Origin of the sequence: Reyranella sp. (assembly GCF_965279465.1) — a bacterium.
Classification (GTDB): domain Bacteria; phylum Pseudomonadota; class Alphaproteobacteria; order Reyranellales; family Reyranellaceae; genus Reyranella.
Genome location: NZ_OZ257242.1, coordinates 2,119,882 through 2,136,707, shown reverse-complemented (window position 1 = coordinate 2,136,707; position 16,826 = coordinate 2,119,882). Strand labels below are relative to the sequence as shown.

The window sequence follows — 16,826 nt, the reverse complement described above, 5'->3', positions numbered from 1 at the left end:
ATCCGCTGCGCTTTCGTCGCGGGCAAAATGTATTTTGCGTGACGATGGAACAATTCGTCCGGTTCCGCCTTTTATACGCATGCAGGCTCCGGGGGTGATCCAGCAGGGCGTAACGTCGCCTGCGATTTATTACGTGCCAGGTTTCCTGGCTGGCCCGTTGTCCTCGTGGACACGGCACTTCGAGCGCGCCCGCGCCATGGGCTTCCGTCAGATTTGCACAGCCCCTGTCAGCCTGCCCGGGCAAGGCGGCGACCTGTTCCTTGCCGCCGATTTGGACAAACCCGACCCGCGATTGGGTTTTTACGGCAGCACGACGGCGCTGATCGCCGATCTAGCCGCGACGGCCGCACAGTACGAGCTCGAAACGCTGGTCGATGTCGTTCTCGATCGCGTCGCAATCGATGGCGCCGATAGCCGCACGTATGAAGCGCCATCCCGGGGCGCAGCCGTGGTCGATCCCCGGATCAAGTCATCGGACGTCGATGCTGCCATCGCGCGCTTCGACGATCGAGAGGCCTCGAAAGTCCTTCTGGAGCAGTGGAGCGAACGGCTAGCTTCATGGAAGCAGGGCGGTGCGGCGGGCTTCCGGGTGCTGGGCCTCGAGCGCGTTCCGCCCGAGTTCCTTGCGGCGCTGATCGAAGGTGTCGGCGGCCGCTTCCTCGCCTGGACACCCGGCCTCGACTGGAAACACGTCGAGCGACTGGCCGGTATCGGCCTCGATGGCGCCTTCGCCTCCACACCGTGGTGGGATGGCCGCGCAAGCTGGTATACCGAGGAGCACGAGCTGCTGCGCCGGGTGGGCCCGATCATCGCCCCGGTCGAGGCGCCGTTCGGTTCGCGGCTCGCGCAACGCGCCGGCAACTATGAGACGAGGCGGCTTCTGTACGAGCAGGTCTTGCTGGCCGCGGCTGCAACGTCGGATGGGCTGTTTGTACCGATGGGCTTCGAATCCATGGTGCAGCAGCCCCTGGAAGCGCGCTTCGCGACGGCCGTGCCAGACGGCGACGCGGCCTTGGCAGACGACATCGCGAAAGCCATCGGTTCGATCGGTGGTGGGGCCATGCGCGGGCTGACCGGATCGAGCAGCAAGGTCACCGCGCTGAACATGACGGAGCGCCGCACAATGGTGCTGATCAACACGGATTTGGCCCACACCCAGCCGTCACCCCTGTCGCTCGAGCAGGACGGCGGCCCGCTCGCCCCCGGCGAGGTGCGCATCGTGCAGCAGCCTGCGCGGCCACCCGTCCTGATCAAGCGCCGGGCAGCCGCACGCGACGCGGCGAAGGCACCGCGGGTGATCATCGAGAACATCTCACCGCGCGTTTCGGGCGGTCCCTTCGCCGTCAAGCGGATCGTCGGTCAAGTCGTTACCGTCGAAACCGACACCTATACCGACGGCCACGACGTGCTGGCCGTAGAGCTTCTCTGGAAGGCGGCCGACGAGGACGAGTGGCAGCGCGTGCCGATGATCTCGCTCGGCAACGCCCGCTGGCAGGCGCGCTTCGCTCCGTTCCGGGTCGGACGCCACCTGTACACCATCGAGGCCTGGCTCGATGAATACGCCACGCTCTGCCGCGCCATCCAGCTGAAGCAGGAAGCCGGCGTCGACATATCGGTCGAGCTTACCGAAATACGGCAGGCGCTCGTAGCGGTCGGCCACGACCCGTCCGCGCGTTCGGCGCTGTCCGACACTCTGGCGATCCTGCAGGAAGACGACGTCACAGCCGGCGTGCAGGCGCTGATCTCGGCGGAGACGCGCAAGATCGTCTCCGATGCCGGCGAGCGGCCCTTCGTGGTACGACACGAACCGCTGGTGCTCGAGGTCGAACGCGAGGCGGCAGGCTTCGCCGCCTGGTACGAGCTCTTTCCACGCTCGATGACCGACGATCCGGCACGGCACGGCACCTTCGACGACGTGATCGCGCACCTGCCGCGCGTGCGCGACATGGGCTTCGACGTCCTCTACTTCCCGCCGATCCATCCGATCGGCACCAAGGCGCGCAAGGGACGCAACAACACGCTGACGCCTGGTCCGACCGACGTCGGTAGCCCCTATGCGATCGGCAACCCGGAAGGCGGCCACGACGCGCTGCATCCCGCACTGGGCACGTTCGAGGATTTCCGCCGCCTAGTCGGCGCGGCGCGCGGGCACGGGCTGGAGATCGCGATCGATTTCGCGATCCAGTGCTCGCCCGACCATCCATGGCTGAAAGAGCATCCCGACTGGTTCAAGCACCGGCCAGACGGCACCATCAAATACGCCGAGAACCCGCCCAAGAAGTACGAAGACATCGTCAACGTCGACTTCTATGCCGAAGGCGCAATCCCCGGCCTGTGGCAGGCGTTGCGCGATGTCGTGCTGTTCTGGATCGGCCACGGCGTCACGATCTTCCGTGTCGACAATCCGCACACCAAACCGCTTCCGTTCTGGCAGTGGATGATCGCCGATGTCCGAGGCCGTCATCCCGGCGCGATCTTCCTGTCGGAGGCTTTCACCCATCCGAAGATGATGTACCGGCTGGCCAAGGTCGGTTTCTCGCAGTCCTATAGCTACTTCACCTGGCGCAACACCCGCCAGGAGCTGACGGAGTATCTGACGGAGCTTACGACCACCGAGCCGGCGGAGTTCTTCCGGCCGAACTTCTTCGTCAACACGCCCGACATCAATCCGATCTTCCTGCAGAGCTCGGGCCGCGCCGGGTTCCTGATCCGCGCGGTGCTTGCCTCGACCCTGTCGGGCTTGTGGGGCGTCTACTCCGGGTTCGAGATCTGCGAAGCCGCCGCACTCCCCGGGCGCGAGGAATATCTCGACTCCGAGAAGTACGAGATCCGCGTCAGGGACTTCGGCGCCCCCGGCAACATCGTGAGCGAGATCACGCGGCTCAACCGCATCCGCAAGGCCAATCCCGCCCTGCACAGCCATCTCGGCGTGCGCTTCTACAACTCCAGCAACGACCGGGTGCTCGTCTACGGCAAGGCGCTGCCGTCGCACGAGGACATGGTTTTCGCAATCGTCAGCCTCGACCCGCACCAGCCGCAGGAAACCAGCTTCGAGATCCCTCTGTGGGAATGGAACCTGCCCGACAATGCCGCGCTGCAAGCCGAGGACTTGATGACCGGCAACAGATTCACGCTGCACGGCAAGGGGCAATGGCTGCGGCTCGATCCCGGCGCATCTCCCTTCGCCCTGTGGCGCCTTTTCCCTGAGGAGGGAACCCGGTCATGAATGCGCCCTCCCCCGAACTCGCCCGCGTGCTTTCGTCCGACCAGCTCTGGTACAAGGATGCGATCATCTACCAGCTGCATGTGAAGTCGTTCTTCGATTCGAACAACGACGGCATCGGCGACTTCCCCGGCCTGATCTCCAAGCTCGACTACATCGCCGACCTGGGCGTCAACACGCTGTGGCTGCTGCCGTTCTATCCGTCGCCGAGGCGCGACGACGGCTACGACATCGCGGACTACCGCGACGTCCACCCGGAGTACGGCAAGATGGCCGACGTGAAGCACTTCATCGCCGCCGCCCACAAGCGCGGCCTGCGGGTCATCACAGAGCTTGTGATCAATCACACCTCGGACCAGCATCCCTGGTTCCAGCGCGCGCGACAGGCCAAGCCGGGCTCGGCCGCGCGCGACTTCTACGTCTGGTCCGACAGCGATCAGAAATATCCGGAGACCCGCATCATCTTCATCGACACCGAACGGTCCAACTGGACCTGGGATCCGGTCGCGGGCGCCTACTATTGGCACCGCTTCTACTCGCACCAGCCGGACCTCAACTTCGACAATCCCAAGGTGCTCGAGGCGGTGCTGAGCGTGATGCGCTTCTGGCTCGACCTCGGCGTCGACGGGCTGCGGCTCGACGCCGTGCCCTATCTCGTCGAGCGCGAGGGCACCAACAACGAGAACCTCGCCGAGACGCACGCGATCCTGAAGAAGATCCGTGCCGAGCTCGACCGCACCTACCCCGATCGCATGCTGCTGGCCGAGGCCAACCAGTGGCCGGAGGACACCAAGGACTATTTCGGCCAAGGCGACGAGTGCCACATGGCGTTCCACTTCCCGCTCATGCCGCGCATGTACATGGCGCTGGCGCGCGAGGACCGCTTCCCGATCACCGATATCATGCGGCAGACGCCGCAGATTCCCGACGCCTGCCAGTGGGCGATCTTCCTGCGCAATCACGACGAGCTGACGCTCGAGATGGTGACCGATTCGGAGCGTGACTATCTCTGGCAGACCTATGCCACGGACCGGCGCGCCCGCATCAACCTCGGCATCCGCCGACGGCTGGCGCCCTTGCTCGAGCACGATCGGCGCCGCATCGAGCTCCTCAACTGCCTTCTGCTCTCGATGCCCGGAACGCCGGTGATCTATTACGGCGACGAGATCGGCATGGGCGACAACATCCGCCTCGGCGACCGCGACGGCGTGCGCACGCCGATGCAGTGGTCGCCCGACCGCAACGGCGGCTTCTCACGCGCCGACTGGAATGCGCTGGCACTGCCCACCATCCAGGACCCGCTCTACGGCTACGAGACGGTGAACGTCGAGGCCGCCACACGCGATCCCTATTCGCTACTGCACTGGATGCGACGCATGCTGACGGTGCGCCGCAGCCATGCCGCCTTCGGCCGCGGTACCCTCCGCTTCCTGTATCCGAAAAACCGCAAGGTCCTCGCCTATCTGCGCGAGGACCAGAACGAAACCCTCCTCTGCGTGGCCAATGTCTCGCGCACGCCGCAGGCAGTGGAACTCGACCTGTCCGAATTCGCCGGCCGGGTGCCGATCGAGCTGAACGGCGGATCGCTGTTTCCCCCGATCGGCCAGCTCACCTACCTGCTGACCCTGCCGCCCTACGGCTTCTACTGGTTCATCATCGCCAAGGAGAGCGAAGCCCCCTCATGGCATACACCAGCACCCGAACCGATGCCTGACTTCGCCACGCTGGTCTTGCGCGACGGCCTCGCCAATGGTTTGCGCCAATTGGCGAGTAGCCTGCTGGAACGCGAGGCGTTGCCGGCCTACCTCACGAAGCGGCGCTGGTTCTCCGCCAAGGACCAGACGATCGAGTCGGCACGCATCGCCTACACGGTACGGCTCCCGGGTGGAGACCGCGAGCTGCTGCTGGCGGAGCTGGAAACACGGATCGACGGCGCGACGCAGCGCTGGCAGATGCCGCTGTCGATCGTGTGGGAAGACGAGACCAGCGGACCTTTGCCCGGCCAGCTCGCCCTCTCGCGCGTTCGTCGCGGCCGCCGGGTCGGCCTGCTGACGGACGCGTTCGCCGTCACCTCCTTCGCGGTGCAGATGCTGCAGGCGATGGCCGAGGGCACGCAGATCGAGACGGAGGACGGCCGGATCGTTTTCGAGCCCATGCCGGGAGCCGAGCCGGTTCTTCGACAGAAATCCGACGCCACCGTCAATTGGCTGACAGCCGAGCAGTCCAACAGCTCGCTGATCGTCGATGACGCCGCGATGCTCAAGATCTTCCGCAAGGTCACACCCGGCGAACATCCGGAAGCCGAGATGGGCCGCTATCTGACCGCGAACGGCTTCGCCAATTCGCCCACCCTGCTTGGCGAGGTGACGCGCATCGACAAGCAGGGCGAGCGTCATTCGCTCGCCGTTGCGCAGGGCTTCATCCGTAACCAGGGCGACGGCTGGACCTGGACGCTGAACCAGTTCGAGCGTGCAGTCGACGATCTCGCCACCCACGAGGCCGACGCGCGCGCCGACAAGGTCGAGGACTACCAGACCTTCGCCGCCACCATCGGCCGCCAGCTCGCCGCGATGCATACGGTGCTGGCGCGCGACACCGACGACGAGGCTTTCGCGCCCGGGACGGCCGGCGCCGAGGACGTGTCGCGCTGGATCGAGCGAGCGCTGGGCCTGCTGAACCAGGCGTTCGACATCCTGGCCACGCTCAAGACCGGCGAGAACGAAGAGGACGACAAGGCCGTCGCCGCACTGACCCTCAACAGGACGGCCCTGATCCAGGCGCTGGAGCGTTTGGCCAGGTCGGGCGAAGGGGGGCTGATGACCCGCATCCACGGCGACTTCCATCTCGGGCAGGTGCTGGTCGTCAGCGGCGATGCCTATATCATCGACTTCGAGGGCGAGCCTGGCCGGCCGCTCGCCGAGCGCCGCGCCAGGATGAGCCCGCTGGTCGATGTCGCGGGGTTGATGCGCTCGCTCGACTACGCCGTTGCCACAACGCTCGATCCCAGGACGCCGACCTCCGCGCCCCTGCCCGAGGCCACGCGCGCCAAGTTCGTCAAGCGCCTGCGCGACGGTGCGCAGCAGTATTTCCTCGACGCCTATCGCGGCGGCGTCACCGACCTGCCAGGTCTCGACAATCTGGATCTGCTGGCGTTCTTCATGCTCGAGAAGGCGGCCTATGAGCTGCTCTACGAAGCGTCCAACCGCCCGGCATGGCTATCGATCCCACTGCACGGCTTGCAGCGGCTGATGATCAGGATCCTGGGCGACGATCTCAGGAGCGTACCATGACGGCGCAAGCAGCCATTCTGCCGGAGCTATCCCGCCCGGAAGCCGACGCCATCGCGCACGGTCGCCATGGCGATCCGTTCAAGGTGCTGGGCCCACGCGACACCGCCGAGGGCCGGGTCATCCGCGCCTTCCTGCCCGGCGCACAGGCGGTCGAAGTGCTGCGGCGCAGTGACCGCATGGCGATCGGCACGCTCGAGGCGCGGCAACCCGACGGCATGTTCGACGGCACCGTCGTCGATCGCGCTCCGTACCTGTTGTGCATCACCTGGCCGGGCGGGGTGCAGGAGACCGAGGATCCCTATTCCTTCGGTCCGCTGCTCGGCGATCTCGACCTGCACCTCCTCGGCGAGGGCCGCCACTTCGAACTGGCCAAGGTGTTCGGCGCTCGCAGCATGACCTTCGAAGGTGTCGACGGTGTGGGCTTCTCGGTCTGGGCACCCAACGCCAGCCGGGTCGCCGTGGTCGGCGACTTCAACGCCTGGGATTCACGGCGGCATCCGATGCGCCTGCGCTTTCCCGCCGGCGTCTGGGAGCTGTTCGTGCCGCGCGTGACGCCGGGCGCACGCTACAAGTTCGACATCGTCGGCGCGGGCGGCGTGCCCCAGCCGCAGAAGGCCGATCCGCTCGCCAACCAGACCGAGATGCCGCCGGCGACGGCTTCTGTCGTCGCCTCGCCGAAGCCATTTCAATGGCACGACCAGGCCTGGATGAGGGGCCGCGCCGCGCGGCAGGCGAAGGATGCGCCGATATCGATTTATGAGGTTCATCTCGGCTCGTGGATGAGCGCCGGCAAGACGTGGGACGACGCGGCGGACCGGCTCATCCCCTATGCCGTCGACATGGGCTTCACCCATCTCGAGCTGCTGCCGATCACCGAGCATCCGTTCGGCGGTTCGTGGGGTTACCAGCCGCTGGGCCTGTTCGCGCCGACCGCACGGTTCGGCTCGCCCGAGGCCTTCGCCCGCTTCGTCGAACGCGCCCATGCCGCCGGGCTCGCACTCATCCTCGATTGGGTGCCGGCGCACTTCCCGACCGACGCGCACGGCCTTGCCCGCTTCGACGGGACCGCCCTCTACGAGCATCTCGACCCGCGCGAGGGCTTTCATCGCGACTGGAACACCTACATCTACAACTTCGGCCGCCGCGAAGTTCAGGGCTTCCTGATCGCGAGCGCGCTCCACTGGCTTGAACACTTCCATGTCGACGCCTTGCGGGTCGATGCCGTGGCCTCGATGCTCTATCGCGACTACAGCCGCAATGCCGGCGAATGGGTGCCCAACATCCATGGCGGCCGTGAGCATCTCGAGGCGATCGACTTCATCCGCCACCTCAACGCCGTCGTCGCCGAGCGCTGTCCCGGCGCCATCGTCATCGCCGAGGAGTCGACGGCATGGCCCGGCGTCACCCAGCCAGTGTCCGAGCTCGGCCTCGGCTTCGCCTACAAATGGAACATGGGCTGGATGCACGACACGCTGCGCTACATGGCGCACGATCCGGTCCATCGCTCCTATCACCATGACGACATGACCTTCGGACTGGTTTATGCCTTATCCGAACGATTCATCCTGCCGATCTCGCATGACGAGGTGGTGCACGGCAAAGGATCGCTGCTCGGTCGCATGCCGGGTGATCGATGGCAGAAATTCGCCAACCTTCGCGCCTATCTCGGCTTCATGTGGGCCCATCCGGGCAAGAAGCTGCTGTTCATGGGCTGCGAGATCGCCCAGGAGCGCGAATGGAACCATGACGGCGAAGTCGACTGGTTCCTGCTCGACGATCCCAATCACGCCGGCATCCAGCGGCTGGTCCGCGACCTCAACCGGGCCTATTGCGCCGAGCCGGCGCTGCACCGCCGCGACGCCAACCCCGAGGGCTTCCGCTGGATCATCGGCGACGATCGCGCCAACTCCGTCTTTGCCTTCCTGCGCCAGGGCGAGACGGGCGATCCGCCGGTGCTGGTCGTCTGCAACATGACGCCGGCGCCGCGCGCCTCCTATCGCATCGGCGTCCCTTGCGCCGGCCAGTGGCGCGAGATCGCCAACACCGATTCCCGCTTCTATGGAGGTAGCGACATGGGCAATGACGGCGGCGCCGCGACAATACCGGTTCCCGCGCATGGCGAGCAACAGTCGCTCGAGCTTACCTTACCGCCCCTCAGCACAATCATGCTGCGCGCCGACGGCTGATTGTGCCGCCGTTTCCAGACCGCCTGCAGGCGGGCTCGTCCTATCCGCTGGGGGCCACCTTCGATGGCCTCGGCATCAACTTCGCCGTCTTCTCGGCCAATGCCCACCGGATCGAGCTCTGCCTGTTCGACCCGGCGGGCCGGCGCGAGATCACGCGGCTCGCCTTGCCGGAATATACCGACGAGATCTGGCACGGTTACCTGCCCGGCGCCCGCCCGGGCCTGATCTACGGCTACCGCGCACACGGCCCCTACGAGCCTCAACATGGCCATCGCTTCAATCCGCACAAGCTGCTGCTCGATCCCTACGCGCGCCGCCTCACGGGCGAGATCCGCCGATCGGATGCCATCTTCGGCTATCGGGTGAACTCGCCGCGCTACGACCTTTCGTTCGACAGGCGCGACAGCGCGCCTGCCGTTGCCAAGGGCGTCGTGGTCGCGGAGGACTTCAACTGGGGTGACGATCGCCCACCCAAGGTGCCGTGGTCGGACACGGTCATCTACGAGGCCCATCTGAAAGGCCTGACGATCCAGCGGTCCGAGCTGCGGCCGCGCGAACGCGGCACCTTCGCCGCCCTCGCCGACCAGGGTGTCATCGATCACTTGCGGCGGCTCGGCGTCACGGCCGTCGAGCTGATGCCGGTCCACGCCTTCGTTCAGGACCAGCACCTGCTCGAGAAGGGCCTGCGCAACTACTGGGGCTACAACACGCTGGGCTTCTTCGCGATCGAGCCGCGCTACCTGTCCGACGGCACTGCCGAGGACATGCGCATCGCCGTGCGCCGGCTGCATGCCGCCGGCCTCGAGGTCATTCTCGACGTGGTCTATAATCACACAGCGGAGGGCAACGAGTTCGGCCCGACGCTGTCGTTCCGCGGACTCGATAACGCCAACTACTACAGGCTGCTGCCCGACAATCCGCGCCACTACATCAACGACACCGGCACCGGCAACACGGTGAACCTGTCCCATCCGCGCGTGCTGCAGATGGTGATGGATTCGCTGCGCTACTGGGTGACGTCATTCCACGTCGACGGCTTCCGGTTCGATCTCGGCACCATCCTCGGGCGCGAAGGCTACGGCTTCGACGCCGGTTCCGGCTTCTTCGATGCCGTGCGCCAGGACCCGGTGCTGTCGCGCGTGAAGCTGATCTCCGAACCCTGGGATCCCGGTCCGGGTGGGTACCAACTCGGCCAGCACCCGCCGGGCTTCGCCGAATGGAACGACCGCTTCCGCGACAGCGTGCGCCGGTTCTGGCGCGGCGACGAAGGCCAGCGCTCGGACTTCGCCGCTCGGCTCGCAGGTTCGGCCGACCTCTTCGGGCACCGCGGTCGCCGGCCTTACGCCTCGATCAACTATGTCGCCAGCCACGACGGCTTCACCCTTCTCGACACCGTGAGCTACGCCGAAAAGCACAACGAGGCCAATGGCGAGGACAACAACGACGGCCATTCGGAGAACCTTTCGGCCAACTGGGGCACAGAGGGTCCCAGCATCGATCCGGCCACGAGGGAGATACGCACCCGGCTGCAATGCGCCATGCTGGCCACGGTGTTCCTGGCTCAGGGTACCCCCATGCTGCTGGCCGGCGACGAGTTCGGCCGCACGCAGAACGGCAACAACAATGCCTATGCCCAGGACAACGAGACGTCGTGGATCGACTGGACGATGGCCGACAGCGACGAAGGCCGCCTCCTCACTGACTTCGTGGCGCGCGTGATTGCGTTGCGCCACGAGCATCCGATCCTGCGTTGCGCCGCCTTCCTGCACGGCAAGGACCAGCCGGCGCCGAATGTGCTCGACATCGCCTGGTTCGACGAACAGGGCGAGGTCATCTCGGCCGAGGCCTGGGATAATCCGGCGGAGCGTACGATGGTCTTGCGCCGGGCCGCCGCCGCTGCGGACGGCAGCGTTCCGATCCTGACCTGCTTCTTCAATCCCACTCCCGAAGACCAGTCCTTCCGGCTGCCGGCGCCCCAGCTGCCGACGACGGTGCTGATCGACAGCGCCGACCCGGCTGCGATGGAACGAGCGCTCGAAGGCGACATCGTTCCGGTGAAGGCACGCAGCGTTGTGCTGACCCGCAGCGTTTATGTGAAATGAAGTTCGGAGCAACCTATCTCGGCGACCATCGCACGCGTTTCCGGCTTTGGGCGCCCGGCCAGAAGAGAATCGGCCTCGAGATCGATGGCCGGTCGACCACGATGGCGCCCCTGGCCGACGGCTGGTTCGAAGCCGAGGCCGAGGCCGCCCCCGGCGCCTCCTACCTCTATCGTCTCGAATCGGGCCAGGCCGTGCCCGATCCGGCATCCCGCGCTCAGGCCGAAGACGTCCACGGCCCAAGCCTTGTCGTCGATCCGAACGCCTATCGCTGGCGCCATCCAGGATGGCAGGGCCGGCCCTGGCACGAAACCGTGCTGTACGAGCTGCATGCGGGCACCTGTGGCGGCTTCGCCGGCGTGCAGGCCGACCTCGATCGCCTGGCCGGGCTTGGCATCACCGCCATCGAGCTGATGCCGATCAACGATTTTCCCGGCACGCGCAATTGGGGCTACGATGGCGCGCTGCCCTTTGCGCCCGACCGTTCCTACGGCACGCCCGACGAGCTGAAAGCGCTGATCGATGCCGCTCATGGGCGCGGACTCATGATGTTCCTCGATGTCGTCTACAATCACTTCGGGCCGGACGGGAACTATCTCGGCGCCTATGCGCCTGATTTCTTCCGTCACGACGTGAACACCCCATGGGGCGCCGCGATCGATTTCCGCCAGGAGCCGGTGCGGCGCTTCTTCATCGAGAACGCGCTCTACTGGCTGACGGAATACCGCTTCGACGGGCTGCGGCTCGACGCCGTGCACGCCATCGCCGACCAGACGTGGCTCGACGAGATGGCGGCCGAGGTGCGCCGTACCGTCGACAAGAGCCGTCAGGTCCATCTGGTGCTGGAGCATGACGGCAATGAAGCCGACCACCTGCGCCACGGCTACGACGGACAGTGGAACGACGACGCCCACCACGTGCTTCATGTGCTGCTGACCGGCGAAAGCGACGGCTATTACAGCGACTACGCCCAGGCGCCGGCCCGGCAGCTGGCGCGGGCACTCGCCGAAGGCTTCGTCTTCCAGGGTGATCCCTCGCCCTATCGCAAGGGCGCGAGGCGCGGCACGCTCAGCGCCGACCTGCCGCCGACCGCGTTCGTGCTGTTCCTGCAGAACCACGACCAGATCGGCAACCGGCCGTTCGGCGACCGGTTGGCGACAATCACCGATCCCGATGCGCTGAAGGCGGCGATCGCCTTGCAACTTCTCGGCCCGAACATTCCGCTGATCTTCATGGGCGAGGAGCGGATGAGCGAGACGCCCTTCCAGTTCTTCACCGACTACCACGGCGACCTCGCCGATGCAGTGCGCGAGGGGCGGCGTCGAGAGTTCGCCAGTTTCACGCGCTTCGGCGGCGAGGACATCCCCGATCCCAACGCCCGCGAGACCTTCGAACGCTGCCGCGTGCCGCCGACCGGCGACGATAGCCTGTATCGAACCCTCCTGAAGGTGCGCCATGACACCATCGTGCCGCGCCTGCCGGGAGCTCGGACGCTCGACAGCCAGGTCCTGGGGCCGGCTGCCGTGCTGGTGCGCTGGAGGATGGGCGACGGTGCGATCCTCGCCGTAGCCGCCAATCTCGGTCCCGAGCCAGCAGCGATCGCATCACCGGCCGGCAAGCCGCTCTTCACCACTTCGGGCGAAGCGATCGTCGACGGCATACTGGCCGCTCGCAGCACTGCCGTCTTCCTCGAGCCCGCACCATGAACGACGAGACGATCCTCGCGCAGGCTCACAAGGCCGGGATCGCGGTCGACTGGACGGATGCCAACGGGCAGCCGCAACGCGTCTCCGTGGCATCACTGAACCGCATCCTGGACGCACTGGGCGACATCGGGCCGCGACAACCTCCCCCGTTGATAACGGCGACCGTCGGCCAGCCCATCGACATCGTCGCGGAAGGCCCTGCCGAACTCGTGCTCGAAGACGGTTCGCGCCTGTCACTCACCCTGCAGTCGATGGTCCCGCCGATCGACACGCCCGGCTACCACACACTGCGCTACGCTGATCGCGAGGTCACGATCGCCATGGCGCCGCCGCGCTGCGTCACGATCGGCGACATCGCGCCCGGAAAAAAGCTTTGGGGCATCGCCGTCCAGCTCTATAGCCTGAAACGTGCGGACGACGGCGGCATCGGCGACACGACCGCGTTGGCCACTCTCGCCCAACAAGCGGCAAAGCAGGGTGCCGATGCCATCGCGCTCAGCCCAACGCACAGCCTGTTCCCCGACGATGCGAGCCGCTTCGGGCCCTATTCGCCGTCCAGCCGTCTGTTCCTCAATCCGCTGCTCGTCGATCCCGTCACGATGCTGGGCGAGCACCGTGTGGAGGCGGAGACAGAACCCGAGGAACCCCTGATCGACTGGCCGAGCGCGGCGCGGCGCAAGTATGCCCTGTTCGGCCGGCTGTACGATGACTTCCGCAATGGCAAATCCTCGCGCAAGCCGGCATTCGACGCCTTCCTCCGCGACGGCGGTCCGACGCTCGCCGGCCATGCCGGCTTTGAAGCCCGCAACGGCGGCGATCCGCGCTACTACGCCTTTCTGCAATGGCTGGCCGACGGCGCGTTCGCCGCGGCACAGACGGCCGCCAGGGACGCCGGCATGCGGATCGGCCTGATCAGCGATCTCGCCATCGGCCTCGACGGCGGCGGCGCACAAGTTGGTGCAAATCCAAAGGAGTTCCTGACCGGCCTCGCCATCGGCGCTCCGCCCGACCTGTTCAATCCGCAGGGTCAGAACTGGGGCCTCACCTCCTTCTCGCCACAGGCGCTGGTCGCCGGCGGCTTCGCGCCCTTCATCGCCACCCTGCGCGCCAACATGCGCCACGCCGGCGGCGTGCGGATCGATCATGCGATGGGACTGATGCGGCTCTGGCTGGTGCCGCACGGCGCGCCCGCGTCGGAAGGCGCTTACCTGTCCTATCCGCTCGACGATCTGCTGCGGCTGCTGGCGCTCGAATCGCATCGCCACAAGGCCATCGTGGTCGGCGAGGATCTCGGAACGGTGCCGCCGTCCTTTCGCGCACGCTGCCGTGAAGCCGGCATCGCCGGCATGGACGTGCTCTGGTTCCAGCGCGAGCGTGATCGCTTCCTGGCGCCGGGCGAATGGCGCGCCGACGCGGTCGGCATGACCACGACACACGACCTGCCGACCGTCGCCGGCTGGTGGCGCGGCGCCGATCTCGAACTGCGCCGGGGCATCGGCACCGTCGAGGAATCCGAGATCGCGCAGCGCCCGGCCGAACGCGCCGCGTTGTGGCGGGCTTTCACCGACGCCGGCGCCGCCAGCGGCACGCCGCCAGCGGCGGACGACACCGATGCGGTCGTCGATGCTGCCGTCGAGTTCGTCGCCCAAGCCCCGGGCCCTCTTGCGATCGTCCCGCTCGAGGACATCATGGGCGTTGCCGAGCAACCCAACCTGCCGGGCACGACCGACCAGCATCCCAACTGGCGGCGGCGCTTCCACCTTCCGGTGGATGAGATGCTGCGTCACCCTGCCGCCGAGAAGCGCCTTGGCCTGCTGAAAGCACGACGCTCGTCATGACACCGCGCGCCACGCTGCGGCTGCAGTTCCACAAGGGCTTTACCTTTGCCGATGCCGAGGCGCTTGTGCCCTACTTCGCCGCGCTCGGCGTCAGCCATCTCTACGCCTCGCCGATCACCACGGCGCGTGCCGGCTCGCTGCACGGTTACGACGTCACCGACCCGACGCAAGTGAGTCCTGAACTGGGCGGCGAAACCGCGCTGAAGCGGCTCGTCGATGCCCTGCGCCGCGAGAAGCTCGGCCTTATCGTCGACATCGTGCCGAACCACATGGCCGCCACGCTGGAGAATGCGTGGTGGGTGGACGTGCTGCGCAATGGCCAAGACAGTCGCTACGCTCGCTGGTTCGACATCGATTGGGAGCCCGGCACGGTCTTCCTGCCCTGGCTCGGCAAGCCCGCCGCAGACGTCACGGCGAAGGAGGTCGACGCGCTGAACCTCCCGAAGCCCGGGGCCTATCGCCTCGGCTGGTGGCGCACCGCCAGCGACCGCATCAACTGGCGGCGCTTCTTCGACATCAACGAGCTGGTCTGCCTGCGCATGGAGGACGACGAGGCGTTCGAGGCCGCGCATGCGATGATCGCGCGGCTCTATGCCGAGGGCACGATAGACGGCGTGCGGGTCGACCACATCGACGGCCTCGCCGATCCGGCAGGCTACTGCCGAAAGTTGCGCCAGCGGCTTGATCCCACGAACCCTGCCCGGCCTTATCTCGTGGTCGAGAAGATCCTGCTGCGCGGTGAGACGCTGCCGGCCGAGTGGGGCTGCGACGGCACCACCGGCTACGATTTCATGGACGAAGTGAGCGCCCTGCAGCACGACCCGGCCGGCGAGCCGGTGCTCGCCGAGGCATGGGCGACGCTGAGCGGCCGGCCGGCCGATTTCGCGACCGAGGAGGAAGCAGCCCGTCGCGAGATCATTGCCCGCAGCTTCTCAGCTCCGCTCGAAGCCTGCATCGCCGCGTTCCATCCGGGCAAAGACAGCGACCTCAGCCGACCGGCGTTGCGTCGTGCCCTGACCGAACTGCTGGTGCATTTTCCGGTCTACCGAGGTTATGGCACGGCCGGCGACGCGCAGTTCCTCAGGCAGGCCGCCGAGGCGGCGAAGAAAACTGGCTTGCCCGGCGACCGCTGGGTGATCGACTGGCTGCACGGCCGGATGCGCGCGCCGGGCGGCGCCGTCACCCGCTTCCAGCAATTGAGCTCGCCGGTCGCCGCCAAATCGGTCGAGGACACGGCCTTTTATCGCTACGGCAAGCTGCTCTCGCGCAACGACGTCGGCTTCGATGTCGAACGCTTCGGCGACACGGCGGCGGACTTCCATGCCCGCATGCAGCGCCGCCAGGCGACGCAGCCGCACGGCCTGCTCGCCACCGCCACGCACGATCACAAGCGCGGCGAGGATTCGCGCGCGCGCCTCGCGGTGCTGAGCGAGAAGCCGGAGGAATGGACCCGGCGGCAAGCACGCTGGATCGAGCAATGCGCCCTGCTGCGAACCGGCGGCATGCCCGATCCCGGCGACATCGCGATGCTGCTGCAGATGATCGTCGGTGCCTGGCCGCTCGATCTTGCGCTCGAAGACACGGTGGGGCGCGCCACCTTCGCCCAGCGGCTCGCCGGCTGGCAGCAAAAAGCCCTGCGCGAGGCCAAGCTGAAAAGCGACTGGGCCGATCCCGACACCGCTTACGAGACAGCCGCGCAAGACCTCCTCCACCGGCTGGTCGTCGATGAAGCGGCCCCCGCGTTGCGCGCCGAGATCTTCGCCTTCATCCAGGAGATCACGCCGGCCGGGGCGATCAATGGTCTTTCCCAGACCTTGTTGCGATTGACGGCGCCCGGCGTGCCTGACCTCTATCAGGGCACCGAGCTCTGGGACTTCAGCCTGGTCGATCCCGACAATCGCCGACCGGTCGACTTCGTGTTGCGCCAAAAGATGCTGGGCGCCGAGACGACGCTCGCGTCATGGCGGGACGGTGCGATCAAGCAAAAGCTGATCGTGCAGGCGCTCGCCTTGCGTCGCGCATTGCCCGATCTGTTTGCCGAGGGTAGCTACGAGCCGGTCAAGGTCGAGGGGCGCCTCACCGACCACATCGTCGCCTTCATGCGTCGGCACAAGTCCGACGCGGTCTTGACGGTGGTGCCTCGCCTGCCGGGCACCTTGATCCGGAATTCGGCCGATCTGTCCCTCGACCTTCAGGACACCAGACTATCCCTTTCTGACGATATGAAACTGTTCAATGCGCTCGACGACCGGTCAACGCCGATCACCTCGCGGAATGTCGCACTGCAGCAAGTATTCACCCGATGGCCACTAGCCCTTTTTTCCACACGTAAGCCTTAAGTGGGATTTCACATTGTCTTTTTGCGCCGTAAGAAGATGGTTCTCGCGGCGGCGTGGAATGCAGACACGCAGCTAAACGCACGGGAGCCGAGGGGAGGGAAGAAGACCCAAGAGCGGAAATCCGTCAGCAAGCGGCCATGACCTC

The 16,826-nt window shown here is 66.4% G+C and carries 7 protein-coding genes; all 7 read left to right on the top strand.

Translation table 11 applies throughout. The features are described 5' to 3' along the window. Nucleotides 1-157: 157 nt before the first annotated feature. Genes ACQY8M_RS10395 through treY form a run of 7 tightly spaced genes read left to right on the top strand, consistent with a single transcriptional unit; the run spans nucleotide 158 to nucleotide 16,681 of the window. Complete coding sequence (locus ACQY8M_RS10395; protein WP_428671563.1) at nucleotides 158-3,226, top strand: alpha-1,4-glucan--maltose-1-phosphate maltosyltransferase; 3,069 nt, start codon at nucleotides 158-160, stop codon at nucleotides 3,224-3,226. Then, nucleotides 3,223-6,513, top strand: coding sequence for a maltose alpha-D-glucosyltransferase (treS, locus tag ACQY8M_RS10390; protein ID WP_428671561.1), 3,291 nt, complete (start codon nucleotides 3,223-3,225; stop codon nucleotides 6,511-6,513). The genes ACQY8M_RS10395 and treS overlap by 4 nt, the downstream gene beginning before the upstream one ends. Next, a complete protein-coding gene (gene glgB, locus ACQY8M_RS10385; RefSeq protein WP_428671559.1) occupies nucleotides 6,510-8,699 on the top strand; it encodes a 1,4-alpha-glucan branching protein GlgB in 2,190 nt (729 codons plus the stop codon). The genes treS and glgB overlap by 4 nt, the downstream gene beginning before the upstream one ends. A gap of 2 nt (nucleotides 8,700-8,701) precedes the next feature. Continuing rightward, nucleotides 8,702-10,801: a glycogen debranching protein GlgX gene (gene glgX, locus ACQY8M_RS10380; protein WP_428671557.1), complete on the top strand. Its 2,100-nt coding sequence runs from the start codon at nucleotides 8,702-8,704 to the stop codon at nucleotides 10,799-10,801. Beyond that, nucleotides 10,798-12,504 carry a malto-oligosyltrehalose trehalohydrolase gene (gene treZ / locus ACQY8M_RS10375; protein ID WP_428671555.1) on the top strand — a complete coding sequence of 569 codons (1,707 nt, stop codon included), beginning with the start codon at nucleotides 10,798-10,800 and terminating at the stop codon, nucleotides 12,502-12,504. The genes glgX and treZ overlap by 4 nt, the downstream gene beginning before the upstream one ends. Then, nucleotides 12,501-14,342 (top strand): 4-alpha-glucanotransferase, encoded by a 1,842-nt coding sequence (gene malQ, locus ACQY8M_RS10370; RefSeq protein WP_428671553.1) that lies wholly within the window; start codon nucleotides 12,501-12,503, stop codon nucleotides 14,340-14,342. The genes treZ and malQ overlap by 4 nt, the downstream gene beginning before the upstream one ends. Further along, nucleotides 14,339-16,681, top strand: a complete 2,343-nt coding sequence (gene treY, locus ACQY8M_RS10365; RefSeq protein ID WP_428671551.1) for a malto-oligosyltrehalose synthase — start codon at nucleotides 14,339-14,341, stop codon at nucleotides 16,679-16,681. Before malQ ends, treY begins: the two co-directional genes overlap by 4 nt. The last annotated feature ends 145 nt before the right edge of the window (nucleotides 16,682-16,826 follow it).

What these genes read in the sequence shown, in the direction of transcription:
- malQ (WP_428671553.1), top strand. Translation starts at nt 12,501, where the DNA reads ATGAACGACGAGACGATCCTCGCGCAGGCTCACAAGGCCGGGATCGCG.
- treS (WP_428671561.1), top strand. Translation starts at nt 3,223, where the DNA reads ATGAATGCGCCCTCCCCCGAACTCGCCCGCGTGCTTTCGTCCGACCAG.
- treY (WP_428671551.1), top strand. Translation starts at nt 14,339, where the DNA reads ATGACACCGCGCGCCACGCTGCGGCTGCAGTTCCACAAGGGCTTTACC.
- treZ (WP_428671555.1), top strand. Translation starts at nt 10,798, where the DNA reads ATGAAGTTCGGAGCAACCTATCTCGGCGACCATCGCACGCGTTTCCGG.
- glgB (WP_428671559.1), top strand. Translation starts at nt 6,510, where the DNA reads ATGACGGCGCAAGCAGCCATTCTGCCGGAGCTATCCCGCCCGGAAGCC.